Raw genomic sequence first — 15588 nt, forward strand, 5'->3', positions numbered from 1 at the left:
CGAGGCGTCCTCTGCGGATGCGGTCGACGCGGGCATCGCGCACTCCGCGCGCGATGCGCGGTCGCCGGGCGCGCATCGCCGGTTGCCTGGCCCCGGTTCGGGATTCAGCGTTGCCGCAGGTCGCCGTCGAGGTAGTGCCAGCGCCCGCCCTCGCGCACGAAGCGGCTGACCTCGTGCTGGCGCTGCGCGCGTCCGCCACCCATGCGGTAGCGGGCGACGAATTCGACCGTGGCGCGGTCGCCGTCGCTTTCGTGATGCTTCACTTCCAGGCCCAGCCAGGTCGGCGCCGGACGCTGCGCGGCGAGGCCCAGCGCCGCCGGCCGCGTCGAGGCGTGCCAGCTCGCCAGCAGATACGGTTCCAGGCCGAGCACGAAGGCGCTGTAGCGCGAGCGCATCAGCGCCTTCGCGTCCGGCGCCGGCGCGCCCGCGTGCAGCGGGCCGCAGCAGCGCGCGTAGGCGCTGCCGCTGCCGCAGGGACAGGGCGCGGCGTCGCGCGGGCTCATGCGGGCGCGGCCCCGCGCCGCCACACCAGGCAGCGGTTGTGGGCCGGCATCGCCACGTCGGCGGCGAGGCGCAGGCCCGAGGCGCGCGCCAGCGCGTCCACCGCTTCGCGGTCGCGCAGCCCCATGTGCGGCGCGCGCGCCTTCAGCGTGACGTCGAACGCGGCGTTGCTGTCGCTGGTGTAGCGGCCGCCGACGTTGAACGGTCCGTACACCACCACCGTCGCGTCGGGCGCCAGCAGTTCGGGCAGCCGCGCGAACAGCCGCTGCACCTCCGGCCAGGCCATGATGTGCAGGGTGTTGGCGCTGAACGCCGCGTCGAAAGGTCCGGCGGGCCACGCCGCGTCGTTGACGTCGAACGCCAGCGGCGCCGGCGCGTTCGCCAGCGCGGCCTCGTCCAGCCACAGGCGGATGCCCGGCAGGTGGTCCGCGCGGTCCGAGGCCTGCCAGAGCAGATGCGGCAGCGCGCGCGCGAAATACGCCGCGTGCTGGCCGCTGCCGCTGCCGATCTCCAGCACGCGCTTGCGGCCGGCGAACTGCTCGCGCAGCACGGCGAGGATCGGTTCGCGGTTGCGTTCGCAGGCGGCGGACCAGGGCTTGTCCATCACGGCGCTCAGAGCAGCGGCAACTGGCCGGCGTCGGCATCGCGCGCGACCTCGGCGCGGCGGATCATCTGCTGCACTTCGGGGTTCGCATGCACCGGCACGAGTTCGACCCCCGGGTGTTCGTTGGCGAACACGCGGAACACCTCGTCGGCGAACGCCTGCCCGATGCTTCCCACTTCCGCGAAATCAAGGACGACGACGCGGAAGCGGTCCACCCGCTGCATCAGCCGCTTGGCCTGCGAGCGCGACACCAGATTCTCGTCGCCGACCTTGGCCAGCCGCACCGGCACGACGGTTTTGGCGAACGTGTAGTCGTCGGGGCCGCCGGAGTAGCGGTCGAACACTTCCTTGGCCGTGCGCTTCGAGTCGAGCGCGATCTCCATCATCACCGCCGTGCCGGGTGCATCGCGGTCCACGTCGAACAACCAGTCGTCGAGCGCCGTTTCCCGATGGTCGAACACGAGTTCGTGCGAATGGATGGCGAAAACGTCGAACATGCGCGAGGTGAAAAATACGCCCTCGCCGCTGTGGTGTCTGGGGTCCGTGGTGAACTTGCCCTTGTGCAGTTCCAGCAGCGCCAGCCGCTCGTCCGGCAGGTCCAGCGCGCGCGCGATCTTGCGGAAGATGCCCACGCCGTCGTCGATGACGGCCATGGCCACGCGCTGGTCGTTGCGGTCGACCAGCACCTGCACCCGCGTGCCTTCCGAGTGGTCCACCGCGTTGTTGAGCATCTCGGTAAGGCCGTGGTGGCAGATGTCGCGCACGTTGGCGGGCAGGTCCGCGAGCAGCGGGGCCGCCTCGGTCCGCCAGACGCGATCTTCATCCAGGCCTTGGAGGGCGTGGCGGAAATGGGCTCGCCGGTTGCGGCCCGGGCCATAGACGGGACGGGTCGTTCCCGTTTTTTCCAGATAACCGGCCGCGACCAGCGCCCGGATGCGCGCGAGTACCGGCGGCCTGGTCAGCTCGAGCCGGTTGCCGACCACGCGCACCAGATCGCGCGGATGCGCCGCCACGTGGGCGAGCAGGGCGGCGTCGATTTCGGCGGAGCGATCGGGCCTGGGCATGCGGCCGAACTCTAAACCGGTCCGGCTGGATTGAAAAGTTATTCCCGCCTATTGTAAAGATTCGTCGTTGTTCCGGCGCCTTGTCCTGAAGGATCGGTTGTTTGGAGACCGAGGCTACGCACGACGCCTGTTCTTCGGCGATGGGCGTGTGCGGCCGTCCTATTGCCGGGTCGGCCCGCGCAGCACCCGCGCCGGTAGCGTCAACAGCGCGTGCAGGAACGCGAACACGCCCTCGACGGCGATGCCGAGCAGGCGGAAGGGCAACAGCAGCAGCCACACGATCGGATACAGCAGCAGCGCCAGCAGGGCCAGCGGCCAGCACACCACGAACAGCAGCAGCCACAGCAGGAAGGTCAGCATCGGCGTCCTCGCACGCAGGCCATCGGCGACGGTCGCACCATCGTACCGCCGCGTGCCGCGGGGAAGTGCCGGACGGAATGCCCGTCCGTGCGTTCATCCGGCGCGTTCAGCGTGCCGGCAGCGGCTGTCCCGCCAGCGCCGCGCGCAGTTCGCGCAGCTTGGCCTTGAGCCTCACCTCGTTGTCGGCGCCGACGCGGATCATCGCCTTCTGCCCCACGGACAGCGCTTCGAGCGAAGGGTCGGCGTAGGTGTAGTGGACCTTCGGCTGCTCCAGCGCGATCGGCGGCGCCGGCTGCGGCGCGGCCAGCAGGTGGTCGATCACCGCGACCAGGCGGTCGTTGAAATAACCTTTGGGATAGCCCAGCTCGCGGTACGCCTGCTGGAACAGCGGGTAGTAGTGCACGTACCACGCGACCAGCGCGCGGGTGTCGACGGCGCCGACCAGGCGCATGTACGCCGCGTAGCGCTCGGCGTTCCTGTCGCTGATCACGCGCCGGCTGCCGGCTTCGGCGACCTGGAACGTCCCCGGCGGCGCGCGCAGCGGCACGATGTTCGTGCCGAGCTGACGCCGCGGCAGCGCGTCGACGGTGGCGACGATGCGCGGGATGATCGCCTGCGGCAGCAGCAGTGCCTGCAGCCCGTCGGCGCCGGGCAGCGCGGACAGCGCCTGCAGCACCGCCGCATCGCTGTCGCCCAGCGCGGGCAGCGGCGCGGTCGAGGCGGGCGCGGGTCCGCCGGCGACGCGTTCGATCGGATGCCGGATCGGCGGCGGTGCGGTCGAGGCCGGCGCCGGCGTTGCCGCCGCCGGCGGCGCAGCGGTCTGCGCCTTCTGGTGCGCGTAGTACAGCCAACCCGCGATCGCCGCGGCGACGACGACCACGCCCGCGGTCCACCACCAGCCCGAGCTTCGCTGACTCATCGCCATCTCCGTTCGGTCAACCGGACAGGGGATTGGACGCGCGCCGGCGCGGATCGTTCCGCGCCGGCCCGCCGCGCCGGCGCGCGCTTCAGAACGCCCCGATGAAATCCATCTTGCCGATCTCCACGCCGCCGTGGCGCAGGATGTCGTAGGCGGTGGTGCAATGGAAGAAGAAGTTGGGGAAGACGTAGTCGAGCAGGTAGGGCTGGCCCTGCAGGTCCAGCGCACCGGAGCGGCGCGGAACGTGGATGGCGCGCGCCTCGCTGCCGTCGAGCTGTTCCGGCTTCAGCGAGTTCAGGAACGCGATCGCGCGCTCGATGCGCACGTACAGCTCGGCGAAGCTGCTCTCGTTGTCCTCGAACTTCGGCGCTTCGACGCCGGCCAGGCGCGCGGCGCCGTTCTTGACCATGTCGGTGGCGATCTGCACCTGGCGCGTCAGCGGGAACATGTCGGGATACAGGCGCGACTGCAGCAGCACCTCGGGGGCGATGCCTTTCGCCTGGGCGTGCGCTTCGCCCTTCTTCAGCACGTGGGCGAGGTTGGACAGCGCGCGCACGAACACGGGCACCGAGGCCTGGTACATCGAAAGCGTCATGACAAACTCCTGTCGGTACGGTGAAAGAGCGCGGCCGGCCGGCCGCGCGACACGCCAGTGTAGCGCCGCCGATGAAGCGGCAGGCGCGGCGGCGCGCCTCTCGCGACGGCTCACGCAGGCAGCGGCGCCGGCGCGCGGGTGAAGCGCCGCGCCAGCGCCAGGCCCAGCATCAGCAGCAGCGCGGACAGCAGGAACGCCGCGCCGGACAGGTGCAGGCCCGCGTACGCGCCGATGGAGGCGGCGAACACCTGGGTGAACAGCGCCGGGCCGAAGATGCCGGCGAGGCTGGCCAGGCTGGTGATCGCGCCCTGCAGGCGACCCTGCTCGTGCGGGTCGACCTGGCGCGTCATCAGCGCCTGCGTCGAAGGCCCGGCCAGCCCCCACAGCGCCAGCAGCGGGATGCCGAGCAGGAACATCGGCCCGCTGGTGGCGAGGCCCATCACCGCGAAGCCGCACGTGCCGAATACCAGGCCGGCGAGCAGCGTGCGCCGCTCGCCGATGCGCGGCACCAGGCGGCCGACCAGCCATGCCTGGGTGAACGCGTTGCACGCACCGACCAGCGCCAGCGTGTAGCCGACCGTCTGCGCGCCCCAGCCGTAGCGGTAGTCGGCGTACAGCACGAACACGCTCTGCAGCACGTAGTGCGCGAGGTTGGACAGGAACACCAGCGTGGCCAGGCCGAACACCTGCGGATAGCGGCGCAGCAGGAACAGCGCGCCGAGCGGGTTGGCGTGCGCCCAGTCGAAGCGCGCGCTGCGCCGTTCCGGCGGCAGCGCTTCCGGCAGGATGAACCAGCCGTAGCAGAAGTTGGCCAGCGCCAGCAGCGCCGCGGCCCAGAACGGTGCGCGCAGGTGCCAGTTGCCGAGGAAGCCGCCCAGCGCGGGGCCGATGATGAAGCCGATGCCGAACGCCGAGCCGAGCAGGCCGTAGCTGGCCGCGCGCTTTTCCGGCGGCGTGACGTCGGCGATGTAGGCGTTGGCGGTGGTGAAGCTGGCCGCGGTCATGCCGGAGATGCAGCGGCCGACCAGCAGCAGCGGCAGCGTGTTGACCAGCGCCATGAACAGGAAATCGACGCCGATGCCGAGGTTGGACAGCAGGATCACCGGCCGCCGGCCGAAGCGGTCGGACAGCGCGCCCTGGATCGGCGAGCACACGAACTGGATCAGCGCGAACAGCGTGCCGAACACGCCCACCCACATCGCCGCGCGGGCGATGCCGCCGCCGGCGAGCCGTTCGACCAGGTGCGGCAGCACGGGAATGATGATGCCGAACGACAGGATGTCGATCAGCACGGTCACGAAGATGAAGATCACCGCGGCGCGGCGCAGGGGGGCGCTGGTGGGCATGAACGGCACTCGGAGCAGGGGCGGGGCCGGCAGGGCACGCGAAGGCGCGATTGTACGGACTCGGCACGGCCCACGCGTGGCGGCGCCGGCGCGGCTCCCGGCGGATCGCACGCCGTTCTTGCGGCCGGGTCGCCGCGCGGAATGGATCAGAGCATCGCTAGCTGTGGCTGTCGATGTCGATGAAGCGCAGGAACTCGGCGCGGGTGCGCGCGTCGTCGCGGAATGCGCCGAGCATCTGGCTGGTGATCATCGACACGCCGCGCTTGTGCACGCCGCGCGTGGTCATGCACTGGTGCTGCGCGTCGATCACCACCGCCACGCCGCGCGGCTGCAGCACCTTGCCGATGCAGTGCGCGATCTGCGCGGTCAGCTTCTCCTGCACCTGGAAGCGCCGCGCGTAGGCGTCGACCACGCGCGCCAGCTTGCTGATGCCGACCACCTTGTCGGTCGGCAGGTAGCCGACGTGGGCGCGGCCGAAGATCGGCGCCATGTGGTGCTCGCAGAACGATTCGAAGCGGATGTCGCGCAGCACCACCATCTCGTCGTAGCCGGCGACCTCCTCGAAGGTACGGCCGAGGTATTCGGCCGGGTCGATGGCATAGCCGGAGAACCAGTCGCTGTAGGCGTCGACCACGCGCGCTGGCGTGTCGAGCAGGCCCTCGCGCGCGGGATCCTCGCCGGCCCAGCGCAGCAGCGTGCGCACCGCCTCCTCGGCGGCTTCGCGGGTGACGGCGGACGGTTTGTTCTTCTGCGCCATGGCAGGTCTCCTGCAGGGGATGCGGCAGTGTAGCCGGTCAGCCGACGCCGCTGTCGTCTTCGTTTTCGGCCGCCTCGGGCGCGGCCGCCGGTTCGCCGAGCAGGCGTTGCGCGGCCTCGCCGTCGAGCGACTCCACGTCGCGCAGCCTGCGCGCGATGGTGGTCGTCTTGCCGGTGGCCTTGCGCAGCGTCTTGCCCACGGTATCGACCTGCTTGATCGCCGTATCCAGGATGCCGCCGAACTTGCCGAACTCGGTCTTGACCGCGCCGAGCAGTTGCCACACCTCGCTGCTGCGCTGCGCGATGGCGAGCGTGCGGAAGCCCATCTGCAGGCTGTTCAGCAGCGCGGTCAGCGTGGTCGGGCCGGCGAGGGTGACGCGGTGCTCGCGCTGCAGCGTCTCGAACAGGCCGGGCCGGCGGATCACCTCGGCGTACAGCCCTTCCGTGGGCAGGAACAGGATCGCGAAGTCGGTGGTATGCGGCGGCGCCACGTACTTGGCGCGGATCGTCTTCGCCTCGTCGCGCACGCGCCGCTCCAGCGCGAGGGCGGCGGCGGCGGCGGCCTCGACGTCGGCGCGCTCCTGCGCGTCGAGCAGGCGCTCGTAGTCCTCGCGCGGGAACTTGGCGTCGATCGGCAGCCACACCGGCGCGTCGTCGCTCATGCCAGGCAGGCGGATCGCGAACTCGACGCGCTCGTTCGAGGACGGCACGGTGGCCACGTTGGCCGCGTACTGGTCGGCGACCAGGATCTGTTCCAGCAGCGCGCCCAATTGCACCTCGCCGAAGGTGCCGCGCGTCTTCACGTTGCTGAGCACGCGCTTGAGGTCGCCGACGCCGCTGGCCAGCGTCTGCATCTCGCCCAGCCCGCGCTGCACCGCTTCAAGCCGTTCGGACACCAGCTTGAACGACTGGCCGAGGCGCGTCTCCAGCGTCGCCTGCAGCTTCTCGTCGACGGTGGCGCGCATCTTTTCCAACTGCTGCGCGTTGTCCTGCTGCAGCGCCTTCAGCTGCGCGTCCAGCGTGCCGCGCACCTCGCCGAGGCGCTGCTGGTTGTGTTCGGCCAGCGCGGCGAGGCGCTGCTGCAGGGTGTCGGCGAACTGCTGCATGCCGCGGTCGGTGCGCTCGGCGAGCTGGTCCATGCGCTTGCCGACGCCCTCGATGCGCTCGTGCTGGCGCGCGTTGGCGGCCTCGAGCTGCTGCTGCACGTGGCCGCGGAACTGCTCGAACGACTGCGCCAGCTCGCCGCGGCCGGCGCGCTGTTCCTCGCGCAGTGCGCGCTCGATGCGGTCGCTGTCGCCGCGCAGCGCGTCGATGCGCGCCGCCAGCGAGGCGTCGCCGCGGCCGCGCAGCAGCGCGACCAGTTGCAGCGCCAGCACGGCGGCGACGGCGACGGTCAGGACCAGCAGCAGGGCGGTGACGGACATGCGCGGCGTTCCCGGTACGGATTGCCGCCAGTGTAGCCCGGCGCGTCTCAGCCGCTGCGCCGGGCCGGCGCTAGCACGGGCCGCCGGCACGCTGCGCGCGCGCCGGGCGGTCCGGGCGGAACTAGTCGGGAGCTTGCGAATCGGGTTCCGCCGCGTCGCGCGACGGCGCGTCCGCCGGCGCCGCGGCCGCGTGCGCATGGGCAGCGCGCGCCGGCGCGTGGTCGCCGGCGCGCTTGCCGACCGGCGTCGCGCCGGCGTCGGGGCCGACGACGCGGTTGCGGCCGCCGTGCTTGGCGGCATACAGCGCGGCGTCGGCGCGCTGCAGCAGGGCGTCGAGGTTGGGATCGCCGGTGCGGTAGGTGGCGACGCCGATCGACAGGGTCAGGTCCACCGCCTGGCCGGCGCCGCGCAACGGCGCGGCGGCGACCGTCTCGCGCACGCGATCGGCGACGTCGCGCGCCTCGGCCGCGCCGGTGGCGGGCAGCAGGATCACGAACTCCTCGCCGCCGGTGCGGCCGATCTCGTCGCTGCCGCGCAGCGTGCGCTGGATGCGCGCGACCAGCGCGCACAGCACCGTGTCGCCGACGCCGTGGCCGTGGCGGTCGTTGACGCGCTTGAAGTGGTCGGCATCGATCATCAGCACCGAGAACGGCCGTCCGTCGCGCGCCGCCGCGGCGATCAATCGCGCGGCGTGTTCGGCCAGGGCGCGGCGGTTGCTGATGCCGGTCAGCGGGTCGATGCGCGCCAGCCGGCGCAGCTCGGCGTGCGCGGCCTCGTAGTACAGCAGCAGGAAGGCGGTGCTGGCCAGCGCCGGCTGCGTCGCCATCAGCACCATGTGCGCCAGGTCGGACGCGCGTGCGTCGTACATCGAGGCCGGGGGAGCCACGGTCGCCATCAGCTCGACGATCCGCCAGATCTCGACGCCCAGCACCGCCAGCATCACCAGCATGGTGACGCGGTAGGCGCGGTGGCCGTGGTGCAGCCAGGCGCGGCGCAGCGGCCACAGCACGGCCAGCGCGAACGCGGCGGTGCCGACGCAGAACAGGTAGGCGCGCGCGGCGTAGTCGGGATCGACGAGCTGGTACCACGCGATCCCGGCGATCGTGGCCGCGCCCAGCGCCAGCATGCGCTGGCGGTGCGGCGGTGCGCTCACCAGCATGCGCAGCGCGTAGGCGCCGAGGCCGAACGCGCTTATCAGCATCGTGTTGACCAGCAGCCCGAGCAGCGGCTGCTCGACGTGGTGGCCGGCATACGGCATCAGCAGCCAGGCGACCGCCTGCAGCAGCAGCGAGCCGATCCACACCCGCAGGCTGCGCCGGGCGGCGCCCGGATAGGCGCCCATGACCAGCCACAGCAGCAGGCCCATGGACAGGGCCTGGATCCACCCCACGGTGATTACCGTGGGCAAGTCGATGTGCATGCGTGCCCCCCCCTTTGCAGCCACGCATTCCCGACATGCAGGAACGGCGCCAGCTTAGGGCATCGTCGTGCGGCGTGCCTGCGCGAGCGTGACCGCGTTCCGGCACGGGCACGTTTGTTTACAGCGGCGGCAGCACGTTTACGCGGGAATTCCGGGACGCATCCGGCTTCGCCCGGGAAGCCGCATCGCGCCGCATTCGGGCGATGCGGGCGCATCCTTGCACGGGCAAGGAACGGAGCATGCGGAAGCTGCGCGCGACGTGCGCGCGGCGCAGATGGCGACGCGTTGCGGAGGCAATCTCAGGCGCGGCCGCCGGCCAGGCGCAGCACCAGGTACGCCAGCAGCGCCAGCGCGTCGACGCCGATGCGGCTGCCGTACGGCGCCGCGCCCAGCACGCCGATCAGCCAGCCGTGCGACAGCCCGCTGACGTGCAGCGACCACGCGGGCGGCCAGGCGAAACCGGCCAGCACCAGCACCGCGGCGCCGACGTGCACGGCGTAGCTGGCGATCGTGCTGCTCAGCACCGGCACCTGCAGCAACTGCACCCAGCGCGACCAGCGCAGGCCACGCTCGCTGCCGGCGATCAGCAGCACGCCGGCGAGCAGCGCCCAGGCGAAAAACAGCGCGGCGACCGCGGCGGCGAGCACCGTCAGCGGCGCCCGCACGGCGAGCAGGCGGTGCAGCGCCGCTTCGAGGCCGAGCGCGCCGCCCACGATTTCCAGCACGCCCACCGCCCGCAGCAGCCACTCGCGCATCGTCGTCGTCCGTCGGTCGCAAAGCGCGCGATGGTAGCAGGCCGCCGCGCGGCCGCGGCCGAAGCCGCCCCACCGGCCGGTTGCGCGGCGATGGCGGGAGGGGTCCCGGCCGCTTCAGGCCAGCGCCTGCGCCGCCTCGTCGAGGTCGATCACGTGCTGCTCCCACCAGCGCGCCTCGGCGGCGAACGGGAACGCCGCGGGGAACGCCGGATCCGCCCAGCGCGCCGCGATCCAGCCGGCGTAATGCAGCTGGCGCATCGCGCGCAGCGCCGGCACCAGCGCCAGCTCGGCCGGATCGAAGTCGCGGAACTGCGCATAGCCTTCCAGCAGCGCGTCCATCGCCGCGGCGTCGGCGGCCAGCATCCACAGATCCTGCACCGCCGGGCCCATGCGCGCGTCGTCGAGGTCGACGAAGTGCGGGCCGGCGTCGGTCCACAGCACGTTGCCGGGGTGGCAGTCGCCGTGCAGGCGCAGCGTGCGCGGCGCGCCGACCGCGGCGTAGCGCGCGGCGATCGCGGCGTCGAGGCGCGCGCTCGCCGCGCGGTAGGCATCGGCCAGGCTGGCCGGCAGCAGCGGCGAGGCCAGCACCGCGCGCGTCGGCGCGGCGACCAGCGTCGCGCGGTCCAGCGCGCCGCGATGCAGGAACGGCCGGCGCGCGCCGACCGCGTGGATGCGCGCGATCAGCCGGCCCATCCATTCCAGGTGCGCGGCCGATTCCAGCGACGGCGCGCGGCCGCCGCGGCGCGGATAGATCGCGTAGCGGAAGCCGGCGTGCGCGAGCAGGGTGCGGCCGGCAAATACGAGCGGCGCGACCACCGGCAGTTCGGCTTCGGCCAGCTCGAGCGCGAACGCGTGCTCCTCGCCGATCGCGGCGTCGCTCCAGCGCGCCGGCCGGTAGAACTTGACGACCACGAAGGCGCCGCCGTCGAGGCCGACCTGGTAGACGCGGTTCTCGTAGCTGTTCAGCGCCAGCAGGCGGCCGTCGGGGGCGAGCCCGGCCGCGGCGATGGCGTCCAGCACTACGTCCGGCGAAAGTCCGGCATAAGGCGTTTCGCGATCGCGGCCGCTCATCGGCGCGCCGTCCCCGGTCCGTCGCGGAGGGATGGCGCGCGTTTCATCCCGCCCCGCGCGGCGTCACCGCGCGCGCCGGCACCACCGCCATGGTCAGGCGCGTGATGCAGACCAGCGCGCCGTCCTCGTGTTCGATGCGGATTTCCCACACCTGCGTGCTGCGGCCGAGGTGCAGCGGCCGCGCGGTGCCGACGACCGTGCCCGCGCGCACCGCGCGCACGTGGTTGGCGTTGATGTCCAGTCCGACCGCGACCTCGCTGTCGGGATCGAGGGTCAGCAGCGCCGCGGTGCTGCCCAGCGTTTCCGCCAGCGCCACCGAGGCGCCGCCGTGCAGCAGGCCGAACGGCTGGTGGGTGCGCGCATCGACCGGCATGGTGCCGCGCAGGAAGTCGTCGCCGATCTCGGTGATGCGGATGCCCAGCGCCTGCATCATGGTGCGCTCGCTCCAGGCGTTGACGCGGGCGAGATCGGTGTCCTGCTTCCACAGCGGCATGGCGCGGCCTCCGGCGCGATCGGGGACAAGCATTGTCCGCGCCGGGCGCCGTCGGCGCCACGATTTCGGCGCGGCGCCGGTTTCGGCGACAATGCGCGCCTGCCCCTGCGGACGGACCCGTGCCGTTCACCGTCACCCTCCAGGCCAGCGGACGCAGCTTCAGCGTCGCCGCCGGCGAAACCGTGCTCGAGGCCGCGCAGCGCGCCGGCCTCGCGCTGCCGTATTCGTGCCGCGCCGGCGTGTGCGGCTCGTGCAAGGCGCTGCTGCTGCGCGGCACCTGCGACTATCCGCGCAATCCGCCGTCCGCGCTCAGCGCCGCCGAGCAGGCGCGCCGCGCGGTGCTGCTGTGCCAGGCGGTGCCGACCAGCAACCTGCTGATCGCCGCGCGCGAGGTCGCCTCGGTCGAGGACATTCCACGCCGCGAGCTCGACCTGCAGGTGACCGCCAAGGACGTGCTGGCGCCGGACGTGGTGCGGCTGCGGCTCGTGCCCGCCGACGGCACGCGCCTGCGCTGGTTGCCCGGCCAGTACCTCGACGTGCTGCTGGACGGCGGCAAGCGCCGCGCGTTCTCGATTGCCAACGCGCCGCACGAGGACCACACGCTCGAACTGCACGTGCGCCACGTCGCCGGCGGCGGCTTCACCTCCTACGTGTTCGGCACGCTGCGCGTCGGCGAGCGGCTGCACGTGGAAGGCCCGCTCGGCACGTTCGTGCCGCGCGAGGATTCCGAGCGCCCGGCGATCCTGATGGCCGGCGGCACCGGCTTCGCGCCGCTGAAGGCGATCGCCGAGCACTTCCTGCACCTCGGCACGCGCCGCCGGCTGCACCTGTACTGGGGCGCGCGCGGCGTGGCCGACCTGTACCTGCGCGCGCTGCCCGAACGCTGGGCGCGCGAGACGCCGACGCTGGACTTCACGCCGGTGCTGTCCGACCCCGAGGAAGCCGCGCGCGCCGGGCTGCGCGCCGGCCTGGTGCACGAGGCGGTGCTCGAGGACCACCCCGACCTCGCCGGCTACGACGTCTACATGAGCGGCCCGCCGGCGATGATCGACGCCGGCCGGCGCAGCTTCGTCGACGCCGGCCTGCCCGAGGAGCGGCTGTACTACGACTCGTTCGACTACGCGCCCGACGTGCTCGCGCAGATCCTGCGCAACCGCGCAGGCATCCACGGGCTCTAGGCCGCCCCGCGGTCAGCGCGGCAACGCCGCGCCGCGACCGAGGCCCAGCATCGCGCCGACGTACAGCACCGCGGTCAGCGCCAGCAGCGGCAGGCTCAGGTTGGCCAGCAGGGCGAACACGCCGATCTCGATCAGCTCGCCGGCGAATCCGGCGCGGCGGTGCGGGCGGCGCAGGCGCACGCCGACGGCGGCCAGCCCGGTCGCGGCGCCGATGGCGAGCAGTGCGAAATCGATGGTCGGCGGCAGGCGCTGCGCGTCGAGCGCGCCCAGGCCGAGGCCGAGCAGCACGGCCGCGCCGAGGGTCGGCGCGAACAGCGTCATGCTGAAGTAGCGACGGCCGTGGCGCAGCTCGCACCAGGCGTCGAACTTGGCGAGCGCAAGCAGGCCGATCGGCAGCACGGCCAGCGCGGCGGCGATATCCAGCAGCATAGGACCTTCCCTGGTACCCGGTGCACAACGCCGGGCATGCTCATACAAACCCGCGGCGCGCGCAATGCGTCCGGCGCAAGCAGGCGCGGCTCAGCGCGCCGGCTTGCCGCCTGCGCCGGGCAGGCGCGGCACGCCGTGCTCGTCGCGCTCCTCGACCGCGATCGGGCGCGTGTCCATGCGCGCCGGGCGCCCGCCCAGCGGTTCGGTGGGCTCGTGGCGCGCGAGGCGCATGGCGTTGCGATAGCAGCGCGCGGCGGCGGCGTGGTCGCCCTGGCCGGCGCAGGCGTCGCCCAGCGCTTCCCAGGCCGTCGCGCTCGGCTCCAGCGCGACCGCGCGATCGAGGAAGTCGTGCGCCTTGCCCCACAGCTTCAGGCGCACGCAGATGCGGCCCAGCGCGGTCAGCAGCACGGCGTCGTTGGGGTGCGCGGCCAGCCAGCTTTCGGCGCGCTTGAGGCGCGCGTCGAGGTCGTCGCCGGCGATCTCGCCGTAGGCGGCGACCAGCAGCGGATCCCAGGCGCGGCGCAGCGCGCCTTCGACCTCGTCCATCGCCGCCAGCGTGGCGCCGCGGCGCGAGGCGGCGCGCGCGTAGGCGGCGATCACCGTCGGCGCCTGCCGCTGCGCGCGGCCGAGCCCGGCCCACAGCGCATTCAGCGCGGCGGCATCGGGCGCGGCGGCGATCGCCGCGGCGAGCACGCGCGCTTCCAGTTCGGCGTAGCCCGGCGCACCCAGCGCGCCGCTCTGGCGCAGCGGCTCCAGCGCGCTGCGCGCGCGCTCGGTGCGGCCGGCCAGCAGCGCGACCTCGGCCAACTCACGCCAGCCGGCCGGCGGCAGCTTGCCGGTTTCGGCTTCCGGCACCAGCAGCGCCAGCGCGTCGTCGACGCGGCCCTGCCGGCGCAGGATGCGCGCGCGCAGCACGCGTGCGGCGTGCGGCGCGTCCTGGGTAGCGTCGTCCAGCGTTTCCAGCGCGCGCTCCGGCTCGCCGCGCTGGTGCGCCGCCTCGGCGGCGGCGAGCAGCGCGGTGGCGCGCAGCGGCGCGTAACGCGCGGCGCGCGCCAGCGCGCGGTCGGCCTCGCCGTAGCGGCCTTCGGCCAGCGCCAGCAGGCCTTCCGACAGGCGCTTGCGGCTGAGCCGGCGGTGCCGGCGCGAGAGCGCGCCGAACGGCCAGCGCAGCGCGCGCCAGAGCACGGTCAACGCGGCCCAGCCGACCAGGATCAGCGCCAGCGCGGCGACCAGCGTGGATTCGATGCGCACGCCGCGGAAGCGCACCAGCACGTAGCCCGGATCGGTGGCGACCCAGTGCCAGCCGAACGCGGCCAGCGCGGCGACCGCGAACAGCAGCAGCAGCCAGCGCCACGGCCTCATGGCGCGGCCTTGCCGGCGGCGCGCGCGGGCTTGAGCGCGTGCACCGCGCGCAGGTCATGCAGTTCCTTCAGCGCGGCGCCGAGCTGCGGCGCCGCCGGCGTTGCGGGTTCGGCGGCGAGGCGCGCCAGCTCGGCGCGCGCCGCGGCCACCGCCTCGGCGTGGCCGTCGAACTGCAGGTCGAGCGTGGCCAGCGCGCGCTTCAGCGCCGCGGCGTAGGCGATGCGGTCGTAGCCGAGCAGCGCGGCCTGCGCCTCGGCGAGATCGAGCGCGGCCAGCTCGCGGGCGAAGCGCGCGTCGGCGCTGGCCAGCGGCGCGCCGTCGTCGCGCGAGACGCGCACCAGCCCGGCCAGCGCGCGGCCGATGCGCGCGAACGCGCCGTCGCCCGCGCCCGCGGTGCGCGGCATGTCCAGCGGCTTCAGCGGCAGCTCCGGCAGCGCGTCGCGCAGGCGCGACAGCGCGGCGAGGTCGACGCCGCGCGCGGCCGGCTTGACCGCGGCCAGCGCGTCGCGCTCGGCGGCGAGGCTCTGGCGCACGCCGGCGAAGGCGGGATCCTCGACGCCGGACAGCGCCTGGTCGGCGAGGTCGTAGGCGGCCAGCGCGCCTTCCGCGTCGTGGAACAGGGCGTAGCGTTCCTTGGCCATGCGCAGCAGCATCTCGGCCTCGTCGAGCAGCATCGCGTCGTGGCCGGACAGGCGCTTCTCGGACAGGTTGGCGACCGCGTCCTCGAGGTTGCGCGCGCGCTCGGACAGGCCGAGCAGCTCCTCGCGCAGCGAGCGGTTGACCGCTTCGGCGTCGCCGAGGCGCTGGCGCAGGCCGCCGCGCTCCTGGCGCATCGCGGTGAGCGCGTCCTCCAGCGTGGCGACGCGCGCATCCAGCGCTGCCGGCGAGCGCCCGCCGCTCTGCGCGGCGGCGTCGCTGCGCGCGCGCTGCCAACTGCCCCAGGCGGCATAGCCGGCCAGCGCCAGCGCGGCCAGCGCCAGCAGCAGGGCCAAAGCGGAAGCGCCGCGGCGGCGCGGGGTGGAAGAGGCGGGGACGGGGCTCGCCGAATCGGAGCCGGGATAGGCGTCGCTCATGCGCGCAATGCTAGCCCGGAACGCGAAAGCGCCGCCAGCCGCGCGGCGCGGCCGCTTCAGCGCGCGTGCGCGGCGGTCGCGGCGGCGAGCAGGTCGGCGGCCAGCGCCGAGCGCGCGCATGCGACATCGGCGAAGCCGGCGCGGCGCGCGGCCGCGGCGAGGCGCGCGCTGCTGACCACGGCGACGCCGCCGGCCAGGCGCGACCACGCCGGCGCGGGCAGCGCCGCGCGCAGCCGCG

At 73.5% G+C, this 15588-nt stretch carries 17 protein-coding genes and 1 pseudogene; 1 reads left to right on the plus strand and 17 read right to left on the minus strand.

The genetic code is table 11. The features are described from left to right. Positions 1-104 precede the first annotated feature (104 nt). The 13 genes from ABFC67_RS00080 to ABFC67_RS00140 form a co-directional block, all read right to left on the minus strand. A complete protein-coding gene (locus ABFC67_RS00080) occupies positions 105-503 on the minus strand; it encodes a YchJ family protein (protein ID WP_346735998.1) in 399 nt (132 codons plus the stop codon). Then, the gene (locus tag ABFC67_RS00085; RefSeq protein ID WP_346735999.1) at positions 500-1105 is read right to left on the minus strand and encodes a DUF938 domain-containing protein; all 606 of its coding nucleotides are present in this window, start codon (positions 1103-1105) and stop codon (positions 500-502) included. The genes ABFC67_RS00080 and ABFC67_RS00085 overlap by 4 nt, the downstream gene beginning before the upstream one ends. 8 nt (positions 1106-1113) lie before the next feature. Next, positions 1114-2118, minus strand: a complete 1005-nt coding sequence (locus ABFC67_RS00090) for a DUF4325 domain-containing protein (protein WP_346736000.1) — start codon at positions 2116-2118, stop codon at positions 1114-1116. A 210-nt stretch (positions 2119-2328) separates the two neighbouring features. After that, entirely contained in the window at positions 2329-2529 is a 201-nt protein-coding gene (locus tag ABFC67_RS00095; protein ID WP_346736001.1) for a hypothetical protein, read from the minus strand. A 106-nt stretch (positions 2530-2635) separates the two neighbouring features. Beyond that, positions 2636-3448, minus strand: coding sequence for a DUF3014 domain-containing protein (locus tag ABFC67_RS00100; protein ID WP_346736002.1), 813 nt, complete (start codon positions 3446-3448; stop codon positions 2636-2638). Positions 3449-3536: 88 nt separating this feature from the next. Next, positions 3537-4043 carry a DUF1993 domain-containing protein gene (locus ABFC67_RS00105; protein WP_346736003.1) on the minus strand — a complete coding sequence of 169 codons (507 nt, stop codon included), beginning with the start codon at positions 4041-4043 and terminating at the stop codon, positions 3537-3539. A gap of 110 nt (positions 4044-4153) precedes the next feature. Continuing rightward, on the minus strand, positions 4154-5398 hold the full coding sequence (locus tag ABFC67_RS00110; protein WP_346736004.1) for a TCR/Tet family MFS transporter: 1245 nt from the start codon (positions 5396-5398) through the stop codon (positions 4154-4156). Between the two features lie 148 nt (positions 5399-5546). Next, positions 5547-6146, minus strand: a complete 600-nt coding sequence (folE, locus tag ABFC67_RS00115) for a GTP cyclohydrolase I FolE (protein ID WP_346736005.1) — start codon at positions 6144-6146, stop codon at positions 5547-5549. 37 nt (positions 6147-6183) lie between these two features. Continuing rightward, positions 6184-7569: a DNA recombination protein RmuC gene (gene rmuC / locus ABFC67_RS00120; RefSeq protein ID WP_346736006.1), complete on the minus strand. Its 1386-nt coding sequence runs from the start codon at positions 7567-7569 to the stop codon at positions 6184-6186. Between the two features lie 121 nt (positions 7570-7690). Continuing rightward, positions 7691-8989, minus strand: a complete 1299-nt coding sequence (locus ABFC67_RS00125) for a GGDEF domain-containing protein (RefSeq protein WP_346736007.1) — start codon at positions 8987-8989, stop codon at positions 7691-7693. 299 nt (positions 8990-9288) lie between these two features. Beyond that, the gene (locus tag ABFC67_RS00130) at positions 9289-9744 is read right to left on the minus strand and encodes a hypothetical protein (protein WP_346736008.1); all 456 of its coding nucleotides are present in this window, start codon (positions 9742-9744) and stop codon (positions 9289-9291) included. Between the two features lie 114 nt (positions 9745-9858). Beyond that, positions 9859-10815, minus strand: a complete 957-nt coding sequence (locus ABFC67_RS00135; RefSeq protein WP_346736009.1) for a serine/threonine protein kinase — start codon at positions 10813-10815, stop codon at positions 9859-9861. A 43-nt stretch (positions 10816-10858) separates the two neighbouring features. Further along, complete coding sequence (locus ABFC67_RS00140; protein ID WP_346736010.1) at positions 10859-11308, minus strand: hotdog fold thioesterase; 450 nt, start codon at positions 11306-11308, stop codon at positions 10859-10861. A 119-nt stretch (positions 11309-11427) separates the two neighbouring features. Here ABFC67_RS00140 and ABFC67_RS00145 point away from each other — a divergent pair, with 119 nt between their 5' ends. Then, on the plus strand, positions 11428-12486 hold the full coding sequence (locus tag ABFC67_RS00145) for a CDP-6-deoxy-delta-3,4-glucoseen reductase (protein WP_346736011.1): 1059 nt from the start codon (positions 11428-11430) through the stop codon (positions 12484-12486). Between the two features lie 12 nt (positions 12487-12498). Here ABFC67_RS00145 and ABFC67_RS00150 read toward each other — a convergent pair whose 3' ends face one another. The 4 genes and pseudogenes from ABFC67_RS00150 to ABFC67_RS00165 all read right to left on the minus strand — a co-directional run. Then, positions 12499-12915: a hypothetical protein gene (locus tag ABFC67_RS00150; RefSeq protein WP_346736012.1), complete on the minus strand. Its 417-nt coding sequence runs from the start codon at positions 12913-12915 to the stop codon at positions 12499-12501. Between the two features lie 90 nt (positions 12916-13005). Beyond that, positions 13006-14277, minus strand: coding sequence for a heme biosynthesis HemY N-terminal domain-containing protein (locus tag ABFC67_RS00155; RefSeq protein ID WP_346736013.1), 1272 nt, complete (start codon positions 14275-14277; stop codon positions 13006-13008). Then, on the minus strand, positions 14274-15350 hold the full coding sequence (locus tag ABFC67_RS00160; protein ID WP_346736014.1) for a uroporphyrinogen-III C-methyltransferase: 1077 nt from the start codon (positions 15348-15350) through the stop codon (positions 14274-14276). The genes ABFC67_RS00155 and ABFC67_RS00160 overlap by 4 nt, the downstream gene beginning before the upstream one ends. Before the next feature lie 56 nt (positions 15351-15406). Continuing rightward, positions 15407-15588: pseudogene (locus ABFC67_RS00165) on the minus strand (uroporphyrinogen-III synthase); the annotation flags it as partial.

The sequence above is a fragment of the Mizugakiibacter sp. genome (genome assembly GCF_039680435.1).
Lineage (GTDB): Bacteria > Pseudomonadota > Gammaproteobacteria > Xanthomonadales > Rhodanobacteraceae > Mizugakiibacter.